General features: G+C 52.6%; 19 protein-coding genes. 9 read left to right on the top strand and 10 right to left on the bottom strand.

Annotated elements, in window-relative coordinates:
• Nucleotides 1-158: 158 nt before the first annotated feature.
• Nucleotides 159-1,292 (bottom strand): pyridoxal-phosphate-dependent aminotransferase family protein, encoded by a 1,134-nt coding sequence (locus tag E0F26_RS03850; protein ID WP_279242732.1) that lies wholly within the window; start codon nucleotides 1,290-1,292, stop codon nucleotides 159-161.
• Nucleotides 1,293-1,417: 125 nt separating this feature from the next.
• Between E0F26_RS03850 and E0F26_RS03845 the strand changes: the two genes are divergently transcribed.
• Nucleotides 1,418-2,056: a glutathione S-transferase gene (locus tag E0F26_RS03845; RefSeq protein WP_279242731.1), complete on the top strand. Its 639-nt coding sequence runs from the start codon at nucleotides 1,418-1,420 to the stop codon at nucleotides 2,054-2,056.
• A gap of 11 nt (nucleotides 2,057-2,067) precedes the next feature.
• Here E0F26_RS03845 and E0F26_RS03840 read toward each other — a convergent pair whose 3' ends face one another.
• Nucleotides 2,068-2,436 carry a hypothetical protein gene (locus tag E0F26_RS03840; RefSeq protein WP_279242730.1) on the bottom strand — a complete coding sequence of 123 codons (369 nt, stop codon included), beginning with the start codon at nucleotides 2,434-2,436 and terminating at the stop codon, nucleotides 2,068-2,070.
• 15 nt (nucleotides 2,437-2,451) lie between these two features.
• Nucleotides 2,452-4,539 (bottom strand): NADPH-dependent 2,4-dienoyl-CoA reductase, encoded by a 2,088-nt coding sequence (locus tag E0F26_RS03835; RefSeq protein ID WP_279242729.1) that lies wholly within the window; start codon nucleotides 4,537-4,539, stop codon nucleotides 2,452-2,454.
• A 107-nt stretch (nucleotides 4,540-4,646) separates the two neighbouring features.
• Between E0F26_RS03835 and E0F26_RS03830 the strand changes: the two genes are divergently transcribed.
• On the top strand, nucleotides 4,647-5,324 hold the full coding sequence (locus E0F26_RS03830; protein ID WP_279242728.1) for a DsbA family protein: 678 nt from the start codon (nucleotides 4,647-4,649) through the stop codon (nucleotides 5,322-5,324).
• On the top strand, nucleotides 5,321-5,887 hold the full coding sequence (locus E0F26_RS03825) for a DsbA family protein (RefSeq protein WP_279242727.1): 567 nt from the start codon (nucleotides 5,321-5,323) through the stop codon (nucleotides 5,885-5,887). The genes E0F26_RS03830 and E0F26_RS03825 overlap by 4 nt, the downstream gene beginning before the upstream one ends.
• Nucleotides 5,888-5,907: 20 nt before the next feature.
• Here E0F26_RS03825 and E0F26_RS03820 read toward each other — a convergent pair whose 3' ends face one another.
• Nucleotides 5,908-6,588, bottom strand: coding sequence for a nitroreductase family protein (locus tag E0F26_RS03820; RefSeq protein ID WP_279243189.1), 681 nt, complete (start codon nucleotides 6,586-6,588; stop codon nucleotides 5,908-5,910).
• Nucleotides 6,589-6,736: 148 nt separating this feature from the next.
• Between E0F26_RS03820 and E0F26_RS03815 the strand changes: the two genes are divergently transcribed.
• A complete protein-coding gene (locus E0F26_RS03815) occupies nucleotides 6,737-7,393 on the top strand; it encodes a YciC family protein (RefSeq protein WP_279242726.1) in 657 nt (218 codons plus the stop codon).
• A 68-nt stretch (nucleotides 7,394-7,461) separates the two neighbouring features.
• Here the strand turns inward: E0F26_RS03815 and E0F26_RS03810 are convergent, their stop codons facing one another.
• From E0F26_RS03810 to E0F26_RS03795, 4 genes are all read right to left on the bottom strand, one after another.
• Nucleotides 7,462-8,895 carry a Glu/Leu/Phe/Val family dehydrogenase gene (locus E0F26_RS03810; RefSeq protein ID WP_279243188.1) on the bottom strand — a complete coding sequence of 478 codons (1,434 nt, stop codon included), beginning with the start codon at nucleotides 8,893-8,895 and terminating at the stop codon, nucleotides 7,462-7,464.
• 67 nt (nucleotides 8,896-8,962) lie between these two features.
• The gene (locus tag E0F26_RS03805) at nucleotides 8,963-9,838 is read right to left on the bottom strand and encodes a fatty acid desaturase (protein ID WP_279242725.1); all 876 of its coding nucleotides are present in this window, start codon (nucleotides 9,836-9,838) and stop codon (nucleotides 8,963-8,965) included.
• Nucleotides 9,817-10,014: a hypothetical protein gene (locus tag E0F26_RS03800; protein WP_279242724.1), complete on the bottom strand. Its 198-nt coding sequence runs from the start codon at nucleotides 10,012-10,014 to the stop codon at nucleotides 9,817-9,819. Before E0F26_RS03800 ends, E0F26_RS03805 begins: the two co-directional genes overlap by 22 nt.
• 32 nt (nucleotides 10,015-10,046) lie before the next feature.
• Nucleotides 10,047-10,712 carry a crotonase/enoyl-CoA hydratase family protein gene (locus E0F26_RS03795; protein ID WP_279242723.1) on the bottom strand — a complete coding sequence of 222 codons (666 nt, stop codon included), beginning with the start codon at nucleotides 10,710-10,712 and terminating at the stop codon, nucleotides 10,047-10,049.
• A gap of 94 nt (nucleotides 10,713-10,806) precedes the next feature.
• On the opposite strand from E0F26_RS03795, the gene putA reads away from it, so the two are divergent.
• Both putA and E0F26_RS03785 read left to right on the top strand, forming a co-directional pair.
• Nucleotides 10,807-13,911, top strand: coding sequence for a bifunctional proline dehydrogenase/L-glutamate gamma-semialdehyde dehydrogenase PutA (gene putA / locus E0F26_RS03790; protein WP_279242722.1), 3,105 nt, complete (start codon nucleotides 10,807-10,809; stop codon nucleotides 13,909-13,911).
• A gap of 73 nt (nucleotides 13,912-13,984) precedes the next feature.
• Nucleotides 13,985-14,890, top strand: a complete 906-nt coding sequence (locus tag E0F26_RS03785) for an SDR family NAD(P)-dependent oxidoreductase (RefSeq protein WP_279242721.1) — start codon at nucleotides 13,985-13,987, stop codon at nucleotides 14,888-14,890.
• A gap of 60 nt (nucleotides 14,891-14,950) precedes the next feature.
• Here the strand turns inward: E0F26_RS03785 and E0F26_RS03780 are convergent, their stop codons facing one another.
• Nucleotides 14,951-15,379: an arsenate reductase ArsC gene (locus E0F26_RS03780; RefSeq protein ID WP_279242720.1), complete on the bottom strand. Its 429-nt coding sequence runs from the start codon at nucleotides 15,377-15,379 to the stop codon at nucleotides 14,951-14,953.
• Between the two features lie 75 nt (nucleotides 15,380-15,454).
• Between E0F26_RS03780 and E0F26_RS03775 the strand changes: the two genes are divergently transcribed.
• Together E0F26_RS03775 and E0F26_RS03770 are read left to right on the top strand one after the other, a co-directional pair.
• A complete protein-coding gene (locus tag E0F26_RS03775; RefSeq protein WP_279242719.1) occupies nucleotides 15,455-16,591 on the top strand; it encodes an MFS transporter in 1,137 nt (378 codons plus the stop codon).
• Between the two features lie 77 nt (nucleotides 16,592-16,668).
• Nucleotides 16,669-17,457 (top strand): SDR family oxidoreductase, encoded by a 789-nt coding sequence (locus E0F26_RS03770; protein ID WP_279242718.1) that lies wholly within the window; start codon nucleotides 16,669-16,671, stop codon nucleotides 17,455-17,457.
• Nucleotides 17,458-17,556: 99 nt separating this feature from the next.
• Here the strand turns inward: E0F26_RS03770 and E0F26_RS03765 are convergent, their stop codons facing one another.
• Nucleotides 17,557-19,089, bottom strand: a complete 1,533-nt coding sequence (locus E0F26_RS03765) for an arylsulfatase (RefSeq protein ID WP_279242717.1) — start codon at nucleotides 19,087-19,089, stop codon at nucleotides 17,557-17,559.
• Nucleotides 19,090-19,306: 217 nt separating this feature from the next.
• Between E0F26_RS03765 and E0F26_RS03760 the strand changes: the two genes are divergently transcribed.
• Nucleotides 19,307-19,918: a fumarylacetoacetate hydrolase family protein gene (locus E0F26_RS03760; protein WP_279242716.1), complete on the top strand. Its 612-nt coding sequence runs from the start codon at nucleotides 19,307-19,309 to the stop codon at nucleotides 19,916-19,918.
• The last annotated feature ends 9 nt before the right edge of the window (nucleotides 19,919-19,927 follow it).

Here is a 19,927-nt window from a genome sequence, read left to right as displayed (position 1 = left end):
TGCTACCCCTCTCTGTGTTTCAGCCAAGCCTCAGTCTGCAAACACCTATTTTTTAGGCGCCGATAGTAGATATGTCGGCGCCCGAGCTCGCTTCAGTTGAACTGATAGCCCAACTCAACAAGGAAATGGTGGGGGCGCCACAGGGCCACCCACACCCTCTACGCAAGCACCGCTTCGAAAGCCGTCAAACACCGATTCATATTCACCGTATTGCTACTTGTTCCCATAAGACCAATACGCCATTGCTTTCCTGCAAGCTCACCAAGGCCTGCGCCGATCTCAAGGTCGAACTCATTGAGGAGTCGACCCCGGATAAGGGCGTCGTCCAAGCCCTCGGGGATCAAAACAGAATTAAGCTGAGGTAGGCGCCATTCTTCAGCGACAGCCATTTCAAGACCGAGTTTTGAAAGACCTGCGGCGAGCTTAAGGTGGTTCGCTTTATGCCGAGCGAAACTTGCGTCCAGTCCTTCTTCCTCGAGCATCAAGAGCGCTTCGTGAAGGGCATAAACCGCGTTCACCGGAGCGGTGTGGTGATAAGACCGCTTTGCCCCCTCACCCCAATAACCCATGATGAGGTTCATGTCCAAAAACCAACTCTGAACCTTATGCTTTCTTGCGTGAATCGCGGCGACGGCATCATTGGAGAAGGTGATTGGTGAGATGCCAGGCAAGCCCGATAGACATTTCTGGGTTCCCGAGTACACCACATCCGCACCCCACTCGTCGGCCTTTAGCTCGATGCCTGCCAGTGACGTCACCGCATCGACAATCACCAACATGCCCGCGTCTTTTGCCAGCCGGCACAGTGTCTCAGCGTCGCTTCTGACACCGGTAGAGGTCTCCGCATGGACAAAGGCAACGACTTTTGCATCGGGGTGCTCTTTAATTGCAGCCTCGAGCTTCTCAGGGTCGACCGGATCGCCCCAACGATCCATCACCATGACAGCGGTCGCACCACAACGCTCGACATTCTCTTTCATACGACCGCCAAACACGCCGTTCTGGCACACGATCACTTTATCTGAGCACTCCACCAGATTGACGAAAGCAGCCTCCATGCCGGCGGAGCCCGGAGCTGACAGTGGAATCGTCAATTCGTTTTCCGTTTGAAAGGCGTATTGCAGCAAACCCTTTACATCATCCATGAGCTCCACAAAAAGCGGATCCAAGTGGCCGATGGTTGGACGTGCCGACGCCGCGAGTACCCGAGGTGAAACATCCGAGGGACCTGGGCCCATTAAGGTACGTACCGGTGGATGAAAAGTAGATGACTTTGCTTTTGATCGTGACATACGGCCTCCAAACTAGGGACGAAATAATGCACTAAGCAAAGTAATGATGCGACTCGTGTGCATCATTTGACTGAATACATGTCATTCGATTTGGTTCAGCGAGCGAGCATCCGTACACTGCGGAAATGACAGACACACCCATTCTTTATTCCTTTCGGCGCTGTCCTTACGCAATGCGCGCGCGCGTGAGTATTGCTTACTCGGGTGCGCAGGTCGGACTTCGCGAGGTAGTGCTCAAAGATAAACCGACAGCCATGCTCGAGGTGTCGCCAAAAGGTACCGTTCCCGTATTGATCGACATCGACGGTACTGTCATCGAAGAGAGTCTTGACGTCATGCGATGGGCGCTCGCTCAAAATGACCCCGAAAACTGGCTAGACGGCTTGGGTCTTGATGACCCTCTTATTTTGACCTGTGATGATGAATTCAAACACTGGCTCGATCGCTATAAGTATGCGGTTCGGTTCCCGGAGCAAAACGAACAGTGGTACCGCGAGCAAGGTGAGCTTTTTCTTGATGAGCTTGAGCAACTACTGACTCATCATCGTTACTTAAGGAGCGATTCGCTGTCCGCAGTGGATGTCGCCGTGATGCCCTTTGTCAGGCAATTTGCAGGGGTCGATACCAACTGGTGGTCAGAGAGACCGTATCCGCAAGTCGCCACTTGGTTAGAACAACTTCTTGAAGGTGACCTCTTCAAAGGTGTGATGAAAAAGTATCCTAGATGGCAGGAGGGCGACCCAGCCATTCCTTTTCCGTCCTAAAGATCACAGACTCATCCTACCCCTAGATACGCCAAGCACGCGGTTGCGCCCGTGAGGTAAGCACCCGGTAACTTCAGTAGCTGCCCGTGTCCCGTTACACCAAGGTATACAAAGAGCAGCGCGCATAACGCGTTCACTGCAATGATGGGATAGGCCATGAGCCCCAAACTGGCGTCGAGCGAGACGCAGACCAGCACGCCCGCGCTCACGGCAAGCCAGATGGTGAACACCTGCCACGAGACGACGCTCAATGACTTAGTCAGGTCTTCAAGATCACTACCGTTGATGTGGCCCAGATAAATGCGACCACCCACGTAGCCGTGAAACACGGCGCCAACCGCTGCGATGAACGCCGCTGCATTGAGATACCAGAATGCCATCTGTAACTACCCCGCTTACAGTTTTGCCGCTGACCAGCTGGCCTGGTTAATCGCCGCTTTCGCATCCAGTTCAGCCGCCTCAAACGCACCGCCAATCAGCTCAACACTGACCCCTGCACCCTCCAGCGAATCGTAAAGTTCGCGCAGTGGTTCCTGGCCCGCACAAATGATCACCGTGTCTACATCGAGACTGACGGGCTTGTCTTCGATCATAAGGTGTAAACCATCGTCATCGATCAATCGGTAATCGACGCCATTAATCATGTTCACGCCGCGCCGGCCTAGCGTCGTACGATGCGTCCAACCTGTCGTTTTACCCAGACCGCGCCCCACGGGCGTCGACTTACGCTGAATCAGATAAACCTCTCGATCTGCACGGGCAACTTGCGGCTCAACGCCGGTCACCCCACCGCGTGGATGGTTTTCAAAATCAATGCCCCACTCTCTCGCGAACACGTCGATATCGAGTGCAGCTGACGGTCCCTCGTGGGTAATGAGGTCCGTAACGTCAAAGCCAATACCGCCTGCCCCGATAACCGCGACCTTTTTACCGATGGGCTTACGGCCCATGATGGCGTCGATGTATCCCACGACCATGGGATGATCGACCCCTTTAATGCTGGGGACTCGGGGCGAAATTCCCGTAGCAACAACTAAATGATCAAAGCCCTGATCGCGCAAGTCATCTGCGTTCACTCGATTGCCGAGTTTGACGTCAACATTTAGCTTATCGAGCATTTTGTTGTAGTACCGAATAGTCTCGTGGAACTCTTCCTTACCGGGCACACGTTTCGCCAGATTGAACTGGCCGCCAATTTCATCGGCAGCGTCAAACAAAGTGACCTTATGGCCACGCTCTGCGGCAACGGTTGCGTACGCGAGACCTGCAGGTCCCGCGCCAATCACCGCAACCGATTTGGGCGCGGTCGTCGGTTCATAGCTCAGCATTGTTTCGTGACAGGCTCGAGGATTCACGAGACAAGAGGTGGTTTTCATACTGAAGGTGTGGTCCAAACACGCCTGATTACAGGCGATGCAGGTGTTGATCTCGTCACGGCGACCCGTTGCCGCCTTATTCATAAACTCACTATCTGCCAGCATGGGGCGAGCCATGGATACCAGGTCGGCGTCACCTCTCTCCAACACTTCCTCAGCCACTTCAGGCATATTAATCCGGTTGGAGGTGATCACAGGGATGCTGACTTCCTTGCGAACTCTCGCCGTCACACCCGTAAACGCGGCGCGAGGGACCATGGTCGCGATAGTCGGAACGCTCGCCTCGTGCCATACAAAGTGCGTCGAAATAATGCTGGCGCCAGCCTTCTCAAGCTCCTTCGCCAACAGAGCAATCTCGTCCCAGCTCATACCACCCTGAAGCATGTCCATTGCGGCAATACGGAAAATAACAATGAAGTCGTCGCCCACGGTCGCGCGAACGCGCCGGACCACCTCGAGCGGGAACCGCATTCGGTTCTCGTAACTCCCACCCCACTCGTCTTTTCGCTGATTTGTTTTTTCAACTAAGAATGTCGACAGGAGGTATCCGGCTGAGCCGATGATCTCAACGCCGTCGTATCCGGCCTCTTTGGCCAGTCGAGCACAATTCGCATGGTCTGCTATTTGTTTTTCAATACCCTCAACATCCAATTCGTGCGGCGTTAACCTACTGATGCGGGATCGGACTTTGGACGGTGCAACCAAGTTTGGGTTATGCGCCAAGGGGCCCATATGCAGTATCTGCATCACAATCTTCACATCCGGATCGGCGGTGTGCACTGCGCCGGTTACGAGACTGTGGCCTTCTGCCTCTCGATCGGTATTTAACTTTGAAGCGGCGAAAACAGGGTTGCCATGCTCATCGTAAACCGCCACGCCGCCCTCTTCATTGGGCGAGATACCACCGGTGATGATCATGCCAATACCGCCTGCGGCTCGCTCGGCATAGAACGCCGCCATCCGCTCGAATCCGTCGGGCATTTCTTCTAAGCCCGTATGCATCGACCCCATAATCGATCGATTTTTAAGGGTGGTAAAGCCGAGATCTAACGGCTCAAACAATCTTGGATAGTCAGCGGTTGTCTCTAGTTGCTCAGCAGTGCTCACGTCAACGTCTCCTTTATTATGCCGTCCCAGAGTAGCAGGATATCGGCGCTTGCATAGCCGCCTTAGACAGGCAAACTAGGACAGAAGAAGAATAAGCGACGCGTTAAATGCATCCACTCAAAACCGATAGTCCTCTTATTGTCTATCTCGACGTCAAAAGCCCCTACGCCTTTGTCTCCGTGAAGCCCGCTCTAGCGCTAGAACGTGAGCTTGGATTGGAATTCGACTGGCGCCCTTACACGCTGGATATACCCAGTTATCTGGGTTCAGCGCGAAAAGAAAAGGGGGCGGTGGTGGAGTCCAGCGGTAGAAGCCCTACGATATGGAATGCGATCCGCTATGCCTACAAAGATGCTCGGCGTTACGCAGAGCAACAGGGCTATATCCTTAAAGGTACAGAAAAAATCTGGGATTCAAGTATTGCCAATATGGGGATATTGTTTGTGAATCTCTATTTTCGGGATCGCTTGCCCCAGTACCTTGAGGCCGTCTATCCGCCCTTCTGGCGCCGGGAACTCGACATAGAGGACATCGATGTCGTTAAAGGGTGTTTAGAAAATGCCGAGGTGGACTCGTCAGGGTTTGATGATTTCGTAAGCGGAAATGGCAAAACCATGCACGATCAGATTCTCACGCATCGCTTCGATGTTGGAATGTATGGTGTCCCCACCTATGTATTGGAGGAGGAGGTCTTCTTTGGCCGCGAGCACTTACCCTATATTCGCTGGAGTCTGACTGGCAAACGGGGAACGCCGCCCGACGTCTGTAATGAGTTGACTGTATGATTACCGCCTACATCGACTTTAAGTCGCTCGATTGCTTTCTTGCCCTTGATCCCATTCTAAGGCTTGCAGAAGACTGCCGTGTCAACGTGAGCTGGCAACCCTTTCGTACCAAAGAGCGAGCATTACCCACACAGGTAGCCAGCGAGTCAGTCACTCAAAGCCATCATCATGTCAGGACCGAATCAGAACGGCACCTGCAACGGCATTATGCGGACATACGAGGGCTCAACATTGATCCTAGCCGCGCACAAGTGGACACCTCGGCTGCATTGCGCTGGCTTGCAGGCCTTGAAGGCGATAGCTCATTGTTTGTAAAGCGCGCGTTTTCCGCCCATTGGATCGACCAAACAGATATCAATGACTCGGCTGTGTTACAGGAGCTCACTGCTGATTGTGGGTTATCGATAAGGCAGGAAGCTATCGATCTCGATTCATTGGAAAGCCAGGCCGTCGCTAGGGGGTTATTTGATGCGCCCACATTTTTTATCGAGGAGCACATGTTTATGGGACGCGCACATATTCCCTTGATGCGTCAGTTGTTGACAGACATGGACTGTCATTGAGTGGCTAAAAAGCTGCTCGCTTATTCAAAAAACGAGGAAATCTGATCAAGCGGCTTTTTCACTGTCGCAGCCCTGGGTACTTTGGCATCGGGAGCCGGATGGCCTACGACTAACAAGACCATAGGCCGCTCGTTCGCTGGACGACCCAAGATCTTGCTCAAAAACTTCATCGGGTTGGGCGTGTGTGTCAGTGTGGCCAGACCAATATTATGTAGCGCGTTAATAAGGAGGCCCGTGGCAATACCGACAGATTCGGGGACATAATAGTTTTTTTGTTTCTCACCGTTATCATCAAAACCATACCGCTCTGCGAAGATCGCGATCAGCCACGGCGCCGTCTCCAAAAAGGGCTTTTGAGCGTCTGTTCCTAGACCCTGCAAGTCATCGAGCCATTGATCGCCAGCCCGACCCTCATAAAAAGCGCGCTCTTCTTCCTCTGCGGCGAGCCGAATCTCACGCTTAATCGTCGGATCGCTTATACACACGAAGTGCCAGGGCTGGTGATTAGCGCCTGACGGCGCAGAACCTGCGGCTCTGATACATGCCTCAATAACCTCCCGAGGTATGGGCTTGTTGGAAAAATGGCGAACTGATCTGCGCTGAGATATCACGTCAGCATAATCCCTTGCTCGGACTAGCATTTCGGCTGACCCATAGGCATCTAAGTGGTTAAGGGGAATGGGGTCGTAATCGTATTTCATGGTCTTGTGCGGATTGTAGGCCGGTAACTTTGACACTGTAACACCCGCGGCAATTACCGAGCGCTTGGGCAGCTCAATGATAGAACCTTGAAGTTTCCAGTCTGAAAGACCATGCTGAATGTCCAAAACACCTTTTCGGGAGTAAATCATGTCGACGGATACCGATTGGCAAATTGGCCAGGTATTGAAAACCTCTATGCAGAAACAAGTAGGGTTCAAGTGGAGCTACAACGGACCCTTTCTCATCTACCTCATAATCACCGGTATCATTGCAGTCGTGCAGGACGCCACAGTCGGAACGGGAGAAGGCGTAGCCGCCACATTAACCCAGATCATTGTTAACATCCTCGTGTATCCACTTGGGATTGGACTCGGTCTTTTGGGAATTAGGCGCGCTGCAGGAAAAGACACCCCGCTCAGCACGCTTTGGGAACCATACAGTCAACTCATTCCTCTCATCGTCATGCTTGTCTTGATGGGACTTCTCATTGTCGGCGGCTTTTTCTTGCTCGTTTTACCGGGTATCTACCTAGCGGTAGCCTACTCATTTGCACCTTATTTAATTGTCGAAAAAAATATGGGGGTCTGGGAAGCGCTCGAGACGTCTCGAAAAGCCATCACGACCTGTTGGTGGCGTTATTTTGGGCTGCTTCTGATCGCAGTGCTGCTTTGCATTGTCGGCACGATACCGCTGTTCATTGGCTTAATCTGGGTGCTTCCAATTTTGGCTATTGCAATGGGCGAGGTGTTTGTAGCGACCTTTGAAACGGCGTCAGCCGAGAGTTTAAAGACAGACGCCGACTGAGACTTCCACACCAGAACCACCCCTATGAAATAGGGCAGACGTCTGACTGAAAATAGGTGTGCGTTCAGTTACCCGAGAGATTTTGACTGGTAGCTGAGCGCAATTTTCTGAATCGCAATCAAGTAGGCCGAGAGTCGGAGGTCATCCACCTTCTCGTCCTCGTGCCATCGCTCTCGCATAGCCTGAAGCGCGTCCCGCATCGTGTCGTCCAGACCCGACCGCACTAACTCGAGCTCATCTGCACCTTTCGCGTAATTCGTTCGGAAATTCTCCGTTGGCGCCCACTTATCGGAACCTACGAAGGCACTTAAACGCTCCATTTCGGTCAGCATGAGCGCCTGAGTAGCCTCTTGTGCACGGCGCTCCATTCGACCAAAACGAATATGCGACAAGTTTTTTACCCACTCAAAGTAGGAGACTGTCACACCACCCGCATTGGCGTAAAGATCGGGAATCACTACCACACCGCGAGTCCTTAGCACCTCATCCGCAGCTGCCGTAATGGGCCCATTGGCCGCTTCGATAATGAGCTTTGCTTTAATCTGAGCCGCGTTCTGGGCATGAATAACGCCTTCCAGCGCCGCAGGGATGAGAATATCGCAATCGGATTCAAGAACTGAGCCACCATTTGCAACGAACGTGGCACCGGGGAAACCCTGAACACCACCTGTGGTCTTTATCCAGTCTTTGACCGCGACAACATCAAGCCCCTCATCGCTCGTTAGTGCTCCGTCCCGCTCGATAACCCCTATGACCTTGGCGCCATCCTCCAGTGATAGAAATTTTGTTACGTGGAAACCGACATTACCCAAGCCCTGAACAATAACGCGCTGACCATCCAAGCTGCCCTCGAGGGATGCGCGTCTGACGTCCAGTGGCTCACGGAAAAACTCTCTCAACGCAAACTGAATCCCACGACCTGTTGCCTCTACCCTGCCGGCGATTCCCGATTTGTAAACGGGCTTACCCGTGACACAGGCCAATGCATCCATCTCGGTTGGATGTAACCGCTGATACTCATCTGCAATCCAGGCCATCTCAGTTGCCGACGTACCCATGTCGGGTGCCGGGACATTCTGGCTCGGATGAATCAAATCGCGCTTAATTAGCTCGTAAGCGAACCTACGGGTTATTTGCTCTATTTCGTGGTCGTCGTAGTCATTGGGGTTTATACAAAGCCCCCCTTTTGAGCCACCGAATGGGACATCGACCACGGCACACTTGTAGCTCATCAAAGCAGCAAGCGCCTCGACCTCGTCCTGATTTACTGCCAGCGAATACCGGATGCCGCCTTTAACTGGCGAAATGTGATCGGAATGTACAGAGCGATAACCTGTAAACACGTGAATCCTCTCTCGGAGGCGCACGGGAAACCTGACCGTATACGTAGCGTTACAGGTCCGAATTTGTTGAGCCAGACCGGGGGGCAGATCAAGGAGGTTAGCGGCCCGCAGAAACTGCCGGTCAACATTAGCTGTAAAACTTAACTCCTGAGAAGACATCATCAAGCCCCCACTCGATCACATTTCAGCAAGCTTAGTCCTACAGCATCTGGAGATCTATAACACCTTAGATCGCATCGACCCGCGCACCCTGAGCTTGGAGAATTGGCTTCATCTGACGGTAAGCCTGGGGTGTTCGAACCAGCGGGATCCGAGGGTATAAATGGTGAATAACGTGATACTGCATACCTGAAGACCAGATATTGCCAAACCGCGACTTAAAGCTTTGCGTGTCGTTATATCGGTCGGTACCGCAATCTGGGTAATGCGGCGCCCACGATAGATAAAACTGGACATAGAACACCGCGACGACTCTCGGTAGCCACCACAGTAGTGCGGCCTCAATCGCCAAGCCATTGAGTGCCATACCACACAGGACACCCATATAAACGAGCTGATAAGCCACCGAGTGAAGAATAAGATCTTCACGACCAATACGCTTCAAACAGCGCACATAGGGATGCTCTCCCCCGCGAGGTTTGGGTTGGCGCCATTGCACGCTCGACCAAAAAAAGCCGCCTATCGTGGCGTAATGTTCGCTGTAATCTGGATCAAGCTCTGGATTGTTCGCATGCTTGTGGTGCTCCATATGCGTTGCACGCAATACAGAAAAAGGCATGACCAAAGGAATGGGGCTCAGCCAGCCCACCAACTCGTTAAGCCAGCGCTTTGGTTTGCCAGGCATTGCAAATATGGAGTGCTGAGCTTCATGAGATGGCAGGTAGGACGCGGCAACGTTGACTGTCGCAATGATAAAGCCCAACCAGAGCGGCATCACACCGTTGAGGCAAAGCACCCAAACAGCGATCCAACACGCTAAATTGCCAAAGGCCCATGCGAGGGAAAGATAGGGAAATTTATCGAGATGCTGTTTCGCTATTGCCCGCTCCATCGCGCGGAGCTCAAGTTCTGTTTTGCCTGTTAAATCCATCGTCCCGTCCATGACGCTACGCCTCCCCAGGCACCAAAAATGATGAGTGCCACCGTCCACATATCAACACCACCAATGGCGTTGACTCCAAACTCTGCCATAACCTGAACCGCGAGTGGAGCCAAAAAGGCTAAACCGAAGAAAAAAGGCAAAGCCCCCAAAAACCGCTCTATTATTTTCCCAAGCATCGTTCTTACTCTTATTCTCTGGGTATTCCCACTCAGGACATTGCGGCGCGGATTCGCTCTATCGGGATTGAGCGGCTCAACAACTTGTTCGACGCGAACGCTCGCTGAGGGAGTGATCCTAAACGAGACGCATGCGCCATGGCACGATCCATGAGGTCATCTGGTGCCACGACCTCATCCAAAAAGCCGGCAGCCATTGCCGATTCTGGGGAGTGAATTTGTGCCGCTACAATCGACTCGAACCGGTGCGCCTCGGCAAGTCGATAGACCGCAGGCTCATAGCCAAAGGCCGGTAGATCCATATCGATAGCGGTTTCGTTGAGTCCGTATTTGAAATCTCCCTCAATACCGATGCGCTTGTCTGCGCATACCAACATGACTGAGCCCAAGGCCAGACAGTGCCCTGTCACCGCACAGACTACGGGGTGGGGAAAAGTGAAAACACGTAACGCTAGTTCACCGCCCGCTTTAACCATGGCGGCAGCCGCATCAGCGCCTCCCCCCGACATGACTTTCAAATCAAAACCTGCAGAAAAACAGCCTTCACGGCCAACCCACACCAGTGCAGCAGATTTCGCTTCAACTTCATCTAGGGCCGAGTTGAAATCACGGATGCAATCGGGTGAAAAAGCATTCCGTTTCCCATCGTCGTGCGTCAATACCGCAACATTATCTTGAAAATCCAATGTGAGTGACATCGCAGCTCCTTACCTATTTAGTGTTATTGGCTAGGCCTCTCTTCGGCCTATATTTAAACAGAACCATTACCCTATTACATTACCGAGGATAACGATGGCTGCTATCGACAGAGCGAGCATTCGCGCAATGCACTATGCAACCTCTGCCTCAGCGTTAGAGGTCGCCTGTGCCGGACTCATACACGACAATGATCGGCGTCAAAGTGTCACCGGAATTGCTCGAGACTTTGTAATAAACAGCCGCAAACGATCCGATGAGTCAGGTACGCTCGATGCCTTTTTACGCGAATTCGGCCTGTCTAACAGTGAAGGCATTGCCCTGATGTGTCTCGCTGAGGCGCTGCTCAGAGTCCCAGATGATGCGACATTGGATGCCCTGATTGCTGAAAAGATCAGTGACGGAAACTGGGGAGCTCACGAGAGTGCCTCTGACTCGCAGCTTGTAAACGCCTCCGTATGGGGGCTAATGCTGGCAGGAAAGCTTGTAGGCAAATCGTCCACGAGTCAGGCATTTCCGACCCATTGGCTGGCCAATCTTGTCTCGCGCGTTGGCGAACCAACAGTTCGCCTCGCAACACTTCAAGCGATGAAAATTTTAGGCGGCCAGTTTGTACTGGGGCGAGATATCCAATCCGCTCTCAAACGTGCGAAGCGTCAAAACACACTGTGCAGCTTCGATATGTTGGGCGAGGGTGCTCGCACAGCTGAGGACGCTGAACGCTATTTCAAGAGCTATCAAAGCGCAATACACCGTGTCGGCGAGGGCTGCATGGGATCGGATGTACGCCACAACCACAACGTGTCAGTCAAACTGTCAGCTTTGCACCCCCGGTTCACAGAGAGCCAAAGCGCGCGTTGCCTGCCCGCTCTTCAAGAGAAGGTATTGATACTTGCCAAACTCGCCAAAGGTTACGGCATGGGGATGAGTCTAGATGCTGAGGAGTGCTCTCGCCTTGAGTTGTCCATGGATGTTTTCCAGTGGCTTTGCAGCCACCCGGAACTGACTGATTGGAATGGATTAGGCTTTGTCCTTCAGGCTTATCAAAAACGATCCATGGAGGTGGCCAAGTGGCTCGTGGCATTAGCCGCATCGCGTCAATCAGGCTTCATGGTTCGACTTGTCAAAGGCGCCTACTGGGATACAGAAATAAAAATTGCTCAGCAACAAGGTCTCGATGACTACCCGGTATTTACCGATAAATCGCACACCGATCTATCGTATGAGGCCTGCATGCACACCTTACTGGCGAGTCCAAGCATCTTCTGCCAGTTCGCTACTCACAACGCGCGCTCCGTAGCTCAAGTCATTGAGGCGACGGAGAATCGCGAGACATCTTTCGAGCTTCAAAAGCTGCACGGCATGGGTGACCTGCTTTACACCCTGGTTTGCGAACAACACCCTCATATTTGTGTAAGGACCTACGCACCCGTGGGACAACACGAGGATCTATTGCCTTATCTCGTGAGACGTCTTTTGGAGAATGGGGCAAACAGTTCATTCGTTAACCGATTTTTAGACGAACAGCTTCCTGTCGATGATCTAATCGTTGACCCCTTTGCTAAGCAAAACAATTCGGACGCACCTCTGCCGTCGGCTATTCCACTGCCCGAAGCGATCTTTTTTAATGCAGCCATTCCTTGGAAGGCGTCACAAGGTTTTGATTTGGACGATCGTGATTTAATCAGGCAGATGCGCACAGACGAGATCGCGGCAAGAGCTCAAGACTGCATACGCGCCATCACACCCCCTACTGCAAGCTCAACCATCGGTACCTCGTATTCACCCACTAACGCAGACCCTATTGGCACGTTCACCCTCGCCACACCAGAGGATGTTGAACACGCCGTCGCCGCCACGTACGAGGCGTTTCCAAACTGGTCGCGGCTCACCGCCATGCACCGTGGCGACTTGCTGAGGAGTCTCGCGACGCTTCTAGAAAATCACACCATAGATCTTGCGGCGCTCATAGCCCTAGAAGCCGGACGGACACTCAATGACGGTGTTGACGAGGTACGTGAGGCGGTCGACTTCTGCCGGTATTACGCGGCGAATGCTGAGGCGTTGATAGACTCAGAGACTGCCCTTCCGGGGGTCACGGGCGAGACAAACCGACTGCAACACCACGCGAGTGGCCCCTGGCTCTGCATAAGCCCCTGGAACTTCCCATTGGCAATATTTATCGGTCAAATCACCGCAAATTTGGCGGTGGGCAACACGGTGATTGCCAAGCCGGCAGAGCAGACGCCACTTGTGGCCCTCTTTGCCCAAACACTTTTTATCAAGGCAGGGTTCCCTCCGGGTGTCTTGCAGATATTGAACGGAGATGGCCCTCAACTTGGCGAACAGCTGTTACCGGACAGCAGAATTAAAGGAGTCTCCTTTACCGGCAGCCATGCAGCGGCGGTCACCATTAATCGCGCGCTCGCGGCACGCCCAGGCGCCATTGTGCCGCTGGTCGCTGAAACCGGGGGCATTAACTGCATGATCGTCGATTCGACTGCGCTTCCCGAACAAGTGGTTGATGACGTTATTACCTCGGCATTTCGCTCGGCGGGACAGCGGTGCTCTGCGCTGCGCGTTCTCTACCTGCAAGAAGATGTAGCTGACAAAATGATTGAACTACTTCGAGGGGCTATGGCGGAGCTTGTCCTAGGCGACCCGCAAGCGCTCTCGAGCGATATTGGGCCGGTAATTGATGGAGAGGCCCAACATGCGATTAAACAGCACATTGCCGACTTGGAAACACGTGCCAAATGTATCGCAAAAGCACCGATGCACTCAAAACAGGGAACCGGCTTTTTTGTTGCACCACAGGCCTGGGAAATCGATTCGCTCAAAAGGCTTTCCAATGAGGTATTTGGCCCAATTTTGCATGTTATTCGCTATCGCGCCGAGGAACTACAGGCCATTATCGAAGACATCCGCGCTTCCGATTTTGCCCTGACAATGGGTGTCCACAGTCGACTTCACGGTCTCCATAAACGCCTGGAGGACGAGGCACTTATTGGCAATCTATATATCAATCGCGACACAGTAGGCGCCGTCGTTGGGAGCAACCCCTTTGGTGGACATGGGCTATCAGGAACAGGGCCCAAGGCGGGCGGGCCGGACTATTTAAAGCGTCTGGTTCGCGAACATACCATTACCGACAACATCACAGCGCTCGGCGGGAACACCGATTTATTTAATCTTAATTGAATGAAATCGTTTGCAGTGCGTTACTCTGCAGTGCGTAAGTCGTACAAAAATACAACACACTTGGGAGCGTGAAATGGAGTTATTTTCGGGAAAAACAGTCGTCGTATCGGGTGGTGCTGAGGGCATCGGCTTTGCAGTAGCTCAGGCTGTTGGACGCGAAGGTATGAATGTTGTCATTACTGATGTATCGACCGATACGTTGAGCGTGGCCGAAGCACGCCTCTCTGAGCAGGGTATTCACGTACTAGCCATGGAAGCCGATGCGCGCAAAGAGAGTGATTGGGAGCGGGTTGCAAGCGCAGCATTAGATAAATTTGGTGCTATTCATGCCGTCATGAATAACGCAGGGGTTGGTGGTGGCGGTTCGAGCGGTCCTATTGAGGAACAGTCTGCAGAGGACTGGCGTTGGACGATCGACGTGAATTTAATGGGAGTGGTTTTTGGCGTTAAGACCATGGTGCCCCACATTAAAGAAGCAGGTGGCGGCTGGATTCTCAATGTCGCATCCATGGCAGGTATGAATGGCTTCCCCTTCGGCGGCGCGTACAATGCCACGAAGCTTGCTGTTGCCGGGCTATCAGAAGGCTGGGCAATGGAGCTCGCACCGTCTGGCATTCAAGTCGCAACACTCTGCCCGGGCTTTGTGAAAACGCGTATTTATTTGTCTGATCGCGTGCGCCCCTCAGATTATGATGCCAGCCATAGAGAACTCGTCATGTCGGATGAGGACCTCGATCAAGAGACAATGTCAGTCGGTATATCCAATGAAGTTAAAAACGGGATTGATGCTGACGTATTGGCAGCCCGAGTCATAGAGTCGCTGCGTGCAGGAGACCTTTACATCTTCACACACCCCTCTTTCCGATCAGGAGTGGGTGAGCGTTATGCGATGATCGATCGCTGCTTCGAAAGCGCCGAAAGAAGCCCCATTGTGGGGGCGGTCACATCGAGCGTCTCGAATCCCGATGTCTTCAAGTAAATGCCTTCAAGTAAATACCCGCAGGAAAGCCTAAAAACGGGCTTATGTGAGTAGGCGCTGCTAGACGCCCGATAGGCGAAGTTCCAATAATTTCTCGTTTAACGCGTCCATAACATCGAAAAAGGCTTGTTGAACTTTATGCTCAGGGCCCTCGACTCTTGAGGGGTCCGGCATTCCCCAGTGCAACCGAGGGGTTTCTCCCATCCAGAGAGGACAGGCCTCGTTTGCCGCACTGTCACAAACGGTTATGACAAGGTCCAAATGTTGGTCTGAGAAGTCTTGCCAAGACTGGCTCACAAGCCCGTCAGTCGGTAACCCACGGGCTTTTAGGTATTGAAGTGTTAGCGGGTGCACCTCGCCGACCGGTGCGCTCCCCGCGCTAAAGGCCTCAAAAACATCGCCGTGTCGTGCGTTTGCAATAACCTCTCCAAGCACACTTCGACAGCGATTGTGCGTACAAACAAATAAAATCTTTGAGCGTTTTTCCAACGGGCTGTACTCTTCCTTCCCCTTAATCCCTAACTGTAACGAAAAAATATTACAGATGATCGACTATAGAGCCTTATGCCAACGCTTCCTACTCGTCGAATTTTAGCGTTTGGCTTTCTCGCCTTCGTGCTCATCGGGCTCGAGCAGGGAATCTTAGGGCTATTTGTTGCAGAAATGGGGGCGCAGCTCGATCGCTCTCCTGAAGAGCTCGGTTTATTCTTTGCCCTTCACGGGGTGGGGTCGGCAATCGTAACCGGCTCTGCACTTATCGGCCGGCTTGAGAGGCGAAATGCCAAGCGCATTGCCATGGCCAGCCTTTCCCTAAGTCTCGGGGCCGCCATGGTCGTCGCGGGCGATTCGTGGTTAATAAAGCTCCTTGCGGCGCCCCTCTTGGGCGCGGGGTTTGGCGGACTATCAATGTCTTTTAATACCCTATTCGTCACCCATTTTTCTCAGAAAAATGCGGGTCTGCTCAATGTTTTGAATGCGACCTATGGACTGGGGGCCGTGGCCGCACCGTGGCTAGTCAGCACGGGCATTTATTCGGGCGAGGAGATTTTCATCGCTATTGCGGCACTCTCGTGCGTTGTGATGTTGGGCGCGTGGGGCGTCGATGATCGGGTGCCAAGCACACTACCTGAAACGCAGACAACTGATCGCCGCGCTCAGAATGTGACGCCCCTTCTTGTTACAGCCTTTTTCATTCTCTTTCTTGAGGCCGGTCTCACCTATTGGATGCCATCGCTGTTGGTTGAAACTTCTGACAACGAGCTCATTGGTGCCAATTATATGGCTGCTTTTTTTGCCTGGTTCGTTGTCGTACGACTGGGGGCCGCGGCCCTAGCGCGATGGATTACCACGCTTGGATTTGCGCTTATTGGGCTGAGCGGAGTGTGTGTATCACTGCTGTTGGTGACGGCGGGCGTCATCCCGTTATCGGAGACCACATTTATAGGCGCCTTTATGGGGCTGATATTCCCAAACGCGTATGCGTGGATGCTTATGACAGGACATGGTGGAACCGCATTGGGCGCAAAGGTTTTACTAAGCGCCATAACGGGAGCAACGATCGGGCCGTGGATTTTGGGCTGGATATGGCCAATCTTCGGCGATACCGCTGTCTTGCTAACCCTCACGGGCGTCAGTATCAGCTCGGTGCTTATCATGCTTCGCACACAGTCTCGAGCAAGAGAAATGTCGGTTATTCGTTAGCTATGTGGTGTCTCTAGAAATGATCCGTGGTTAGATAACTCTCCATCATTAATAAAACAATCTGGGACAGGTACTCAATGGATACATCAACTCTTTTTTCTTTGAAAGGACGAACAGCGCTGGTAACGGGTGGATCTCGTGGCATCGGCAAAATGATTGCGGCAGGCTTTATTGCGCAAGGAGCCAAAGTTTATATCTCGTCACGCAAGGCCGATGTGTGCGACGCCGTCGCTGAAGAGTTGGGCCCTAACTGTATCTCACTGCCCCAAGATGTCAGCACAGTCGCAGGCTGTCAGATGCTCGCCGATGCCTATTTCGAACATGAGAAGTCACTCGATATCCTTGTAAACAACGCGGGCGCCGCATGGGGTGAGGACTTTGCTACGTTCCCAGAGGCCGGCTGGGACAAGGTCATGGACCTCAACGTAAAGTCGCTGTTCTTTTTGACACAAGCTTTGCACGGACCACTGAAAGCGGCCGCCTCACATGCACAGCCCGGCAAAGTCATTAACATTGCCTCCATCGATGGTATCCGTATCAACCCGTGGGAGACTTACAGTTATCAAGCATCGAAGGCTGCTGTCATTCAACTAACCCGTCGTATGGCGACTCGACTCATAAAGGACAGCATCAACGTTACCGCTATCGCGCCCGGCGCCTTTGCATCGGAGATGAATAAAGCGGCACGCGATTTTGGTGACGCTGTAGGAAGCGGTGTCCCAGCGGGTCGTATTGGCCACGATGAAGATATGGCAGCGGTCGCCATTTATCTCGCAGCGCGCAGTGGCGACTACGTTGTTGGGGAGACCATTGCCGTTGACGGCGGTGTTGTTTACGGCCACGCCGCCGAGACCATCAGCCCCTGATTCCTAGCGAATAAAGGTCAGTCCATAAAAAAGCCCCGATCATTATGATCGGGGCTTTTTTGTATCTTGCGCAAATAACGGACCGTGAAACGTCCTGAACTACTGATTTTTTGACTTTTGCTGGTTATACAGCGGCTCCATCATTTGATCGACACCAAACGTTGCAGGCCGTTGACGCGGTGGGAACTGCGCCAAGGTCATCAAAAACTTCTGAAGTTCCATGCGCGCAACTGCAATTCGCGGCGGCACTTTTCGCACCCACCAGTCTTCGTAATTGTCTGCATTCTCATCGGCGCGCTCAAACGGGTCGCGGCGCAAATGGAACAATTTGGGAATACGTACCTCATCGAACTGCTCACGCCAAACAGCAAATCCTTTTGCACGCTGCTCTGCAAAAACGACTTTCCAATCACCCGTCCGAATCGCCGTCAATACGCCATCGTCGCTCCAATAAAAAAACGACTTACGTGGCCCCACGTCAGTCTTCCCCGTGAGCAACGGCAGAAAATCGAATCCGTCTAGATGATTTTTATAGGGCTTCCCGTCGACCGTGACACCCGCCTTCAACTCCTCTTTCACGTTAGGACGACCCGCTGCAGCGAGCAGTGTCGGCACCCAATCTTCGTGCGACATGATCTCATTGATGATCTGCCCCTCTTTAATCTTACCCGGCCATCGCACCATGGCGGGAACACGAAAGCCCCCCTCCCAATTCGTATTCTTTTCGCTCCTAAAGGGGGTAATAGCTGCATCCGGCCATGTGTTGTAATGCGGACCGTTGTCCGTGGAATACATCACAATAGTGTTGTCGGCGACGCCTAAGGCATCAAGGTGATCGAGAAGCTCACCCACCATCATGTCGTGTCCGACCATAGCGTCGTTATAGAAACCTTGACCAGAGAGTCCGCGCTCGTCATCAGCAGTGTGGGTAAAGAAGTGCATTCTCGTGGTGTTGTACCAAAGGAAAAAGGGCTTACCTTGGTCGACCGCACGAGTCATGAAATCGAGTGCGGCAAGCTTAAACTCCCGATCGACCGTTTTCATGCGCTCACGAGTCAACGGACCGGTATCGACGATGTCTCCATCTGCGAAGCTGTGAATCACGCCACGCGGTGAAAAGAGCTTAACGAGTAATGCATTGTCAGAGGGGTAGTCAGGGTCCTCCGGCTCTTCCTCAGCGTTCAGATGATAGAGGTTGCCAAAAAACTCATCGAAACCATGGTTGGTGGGTAGAAACTCGTCCTTGTCACCCAAGTGATTTTTGCCAAACTGTGCGGTCACATAACCTTCGTCCTTGAGAAGCGATGCCAAGGTAACGTCTTCAGGTCGAATACCGAGGTCAGCGCCCGGTGAACCTACTTTGGTGAGGCCTGTCCTGATGGGTGACTGCCCCAGAATGAAGGCTGATCGACCTGCCGTGCAACTCTGCTGCCCGTAGTAATCGGTAAATTTTGCGCCCTCGTTGGCAATTCGATCGATGTTGGGTGTTTCGTACCCCATCATCCCCATGTTGTTGGTCGATAAGTTCCAAAAACCAATGTCATCACCCCAAATAATGAGCATATTGGGTTTTTCTTGCGCCATTGCATTGCCGGCAAACACAAGGGTTAAGAGGAAAAGGAACAACCGCATTTTAATACCGCCGTTTATTGTTAGAGTCGCTCAAGACTACTTCGAGAACCTGCGCTTGGCGAGATCCGATTGGGAAATATATTACTCAATTAGACGAATGTTCGTTGTTATTAATTCGAATTTACCCTTTGGCTTTTAAAGGAACCGTAGGCGCCTGACAGTCACGGGACGACATGAAACAATGACAACCTATTAAAGGCGCATTAATGAGTTTGTCATGACAACAGTTTCATTCAATGGGAGCCCTATTCGGCCCAATAAAATTATTTGCATTGGAAAGAACTACTCGGCCCACATTGAGGAAATGAACAGCGTGCCGTCGGAGGAAATGACGGTCTTCATGAAGCCCGCAACATCCATCTCCAAGGACCTTATAGCGACTCGCGATGAGCCAATCCATTTTGAAGGTGAAATCTGTCTTCTTATTGACCGAGGTAGGGTGTCGGGCGTGGGGTTCGGTCTTGATCTCACTAAGCGGCAGCTGCAGGGAAAGCTGAAAGATGCCGGTCTACCTTGGGAGCGGGCCAAAGCTTTCGACGGCGCAGCGATGTTCAGTGAATTCGTTGACGCCCCTGATGACCTAGCGAATCTGACGCTCGAGCTTTTCATCGACGGGGAGCTAAGACAAAGAGGTGGGCCACGACAAATGCTTTATCCGCCCGACGTTATTCTCCAAGCGCTTAACCACTTTGTCACCTTGGAAGATGGCGACATCATAATGACCGGCACCCCCTCAGGTGTGGGCCCCGTCATCGCGGGTAGCCGGTTTCATGCCCGGATTCTAGATAATGAGAACGAGCTCACCTCGGCATCCTGGGTAGCTCAATAACACCCCCTC

The organism is Candidatus Paraluminiphilus aquimaris, from assembly GCF_026230195.1.
Lineage (GTDB): Bacteria > Pseudomonadota > Gammaproteobacteria > Pseudomonadales > Halieaceae > Luminiphilus > Luminiphilus aquimaris.
The sequence above is the reverse complement of the archived record's forward strand: the minus strand, read 5'-3'. Positions and strand labels throughout refer to the sequence as shown.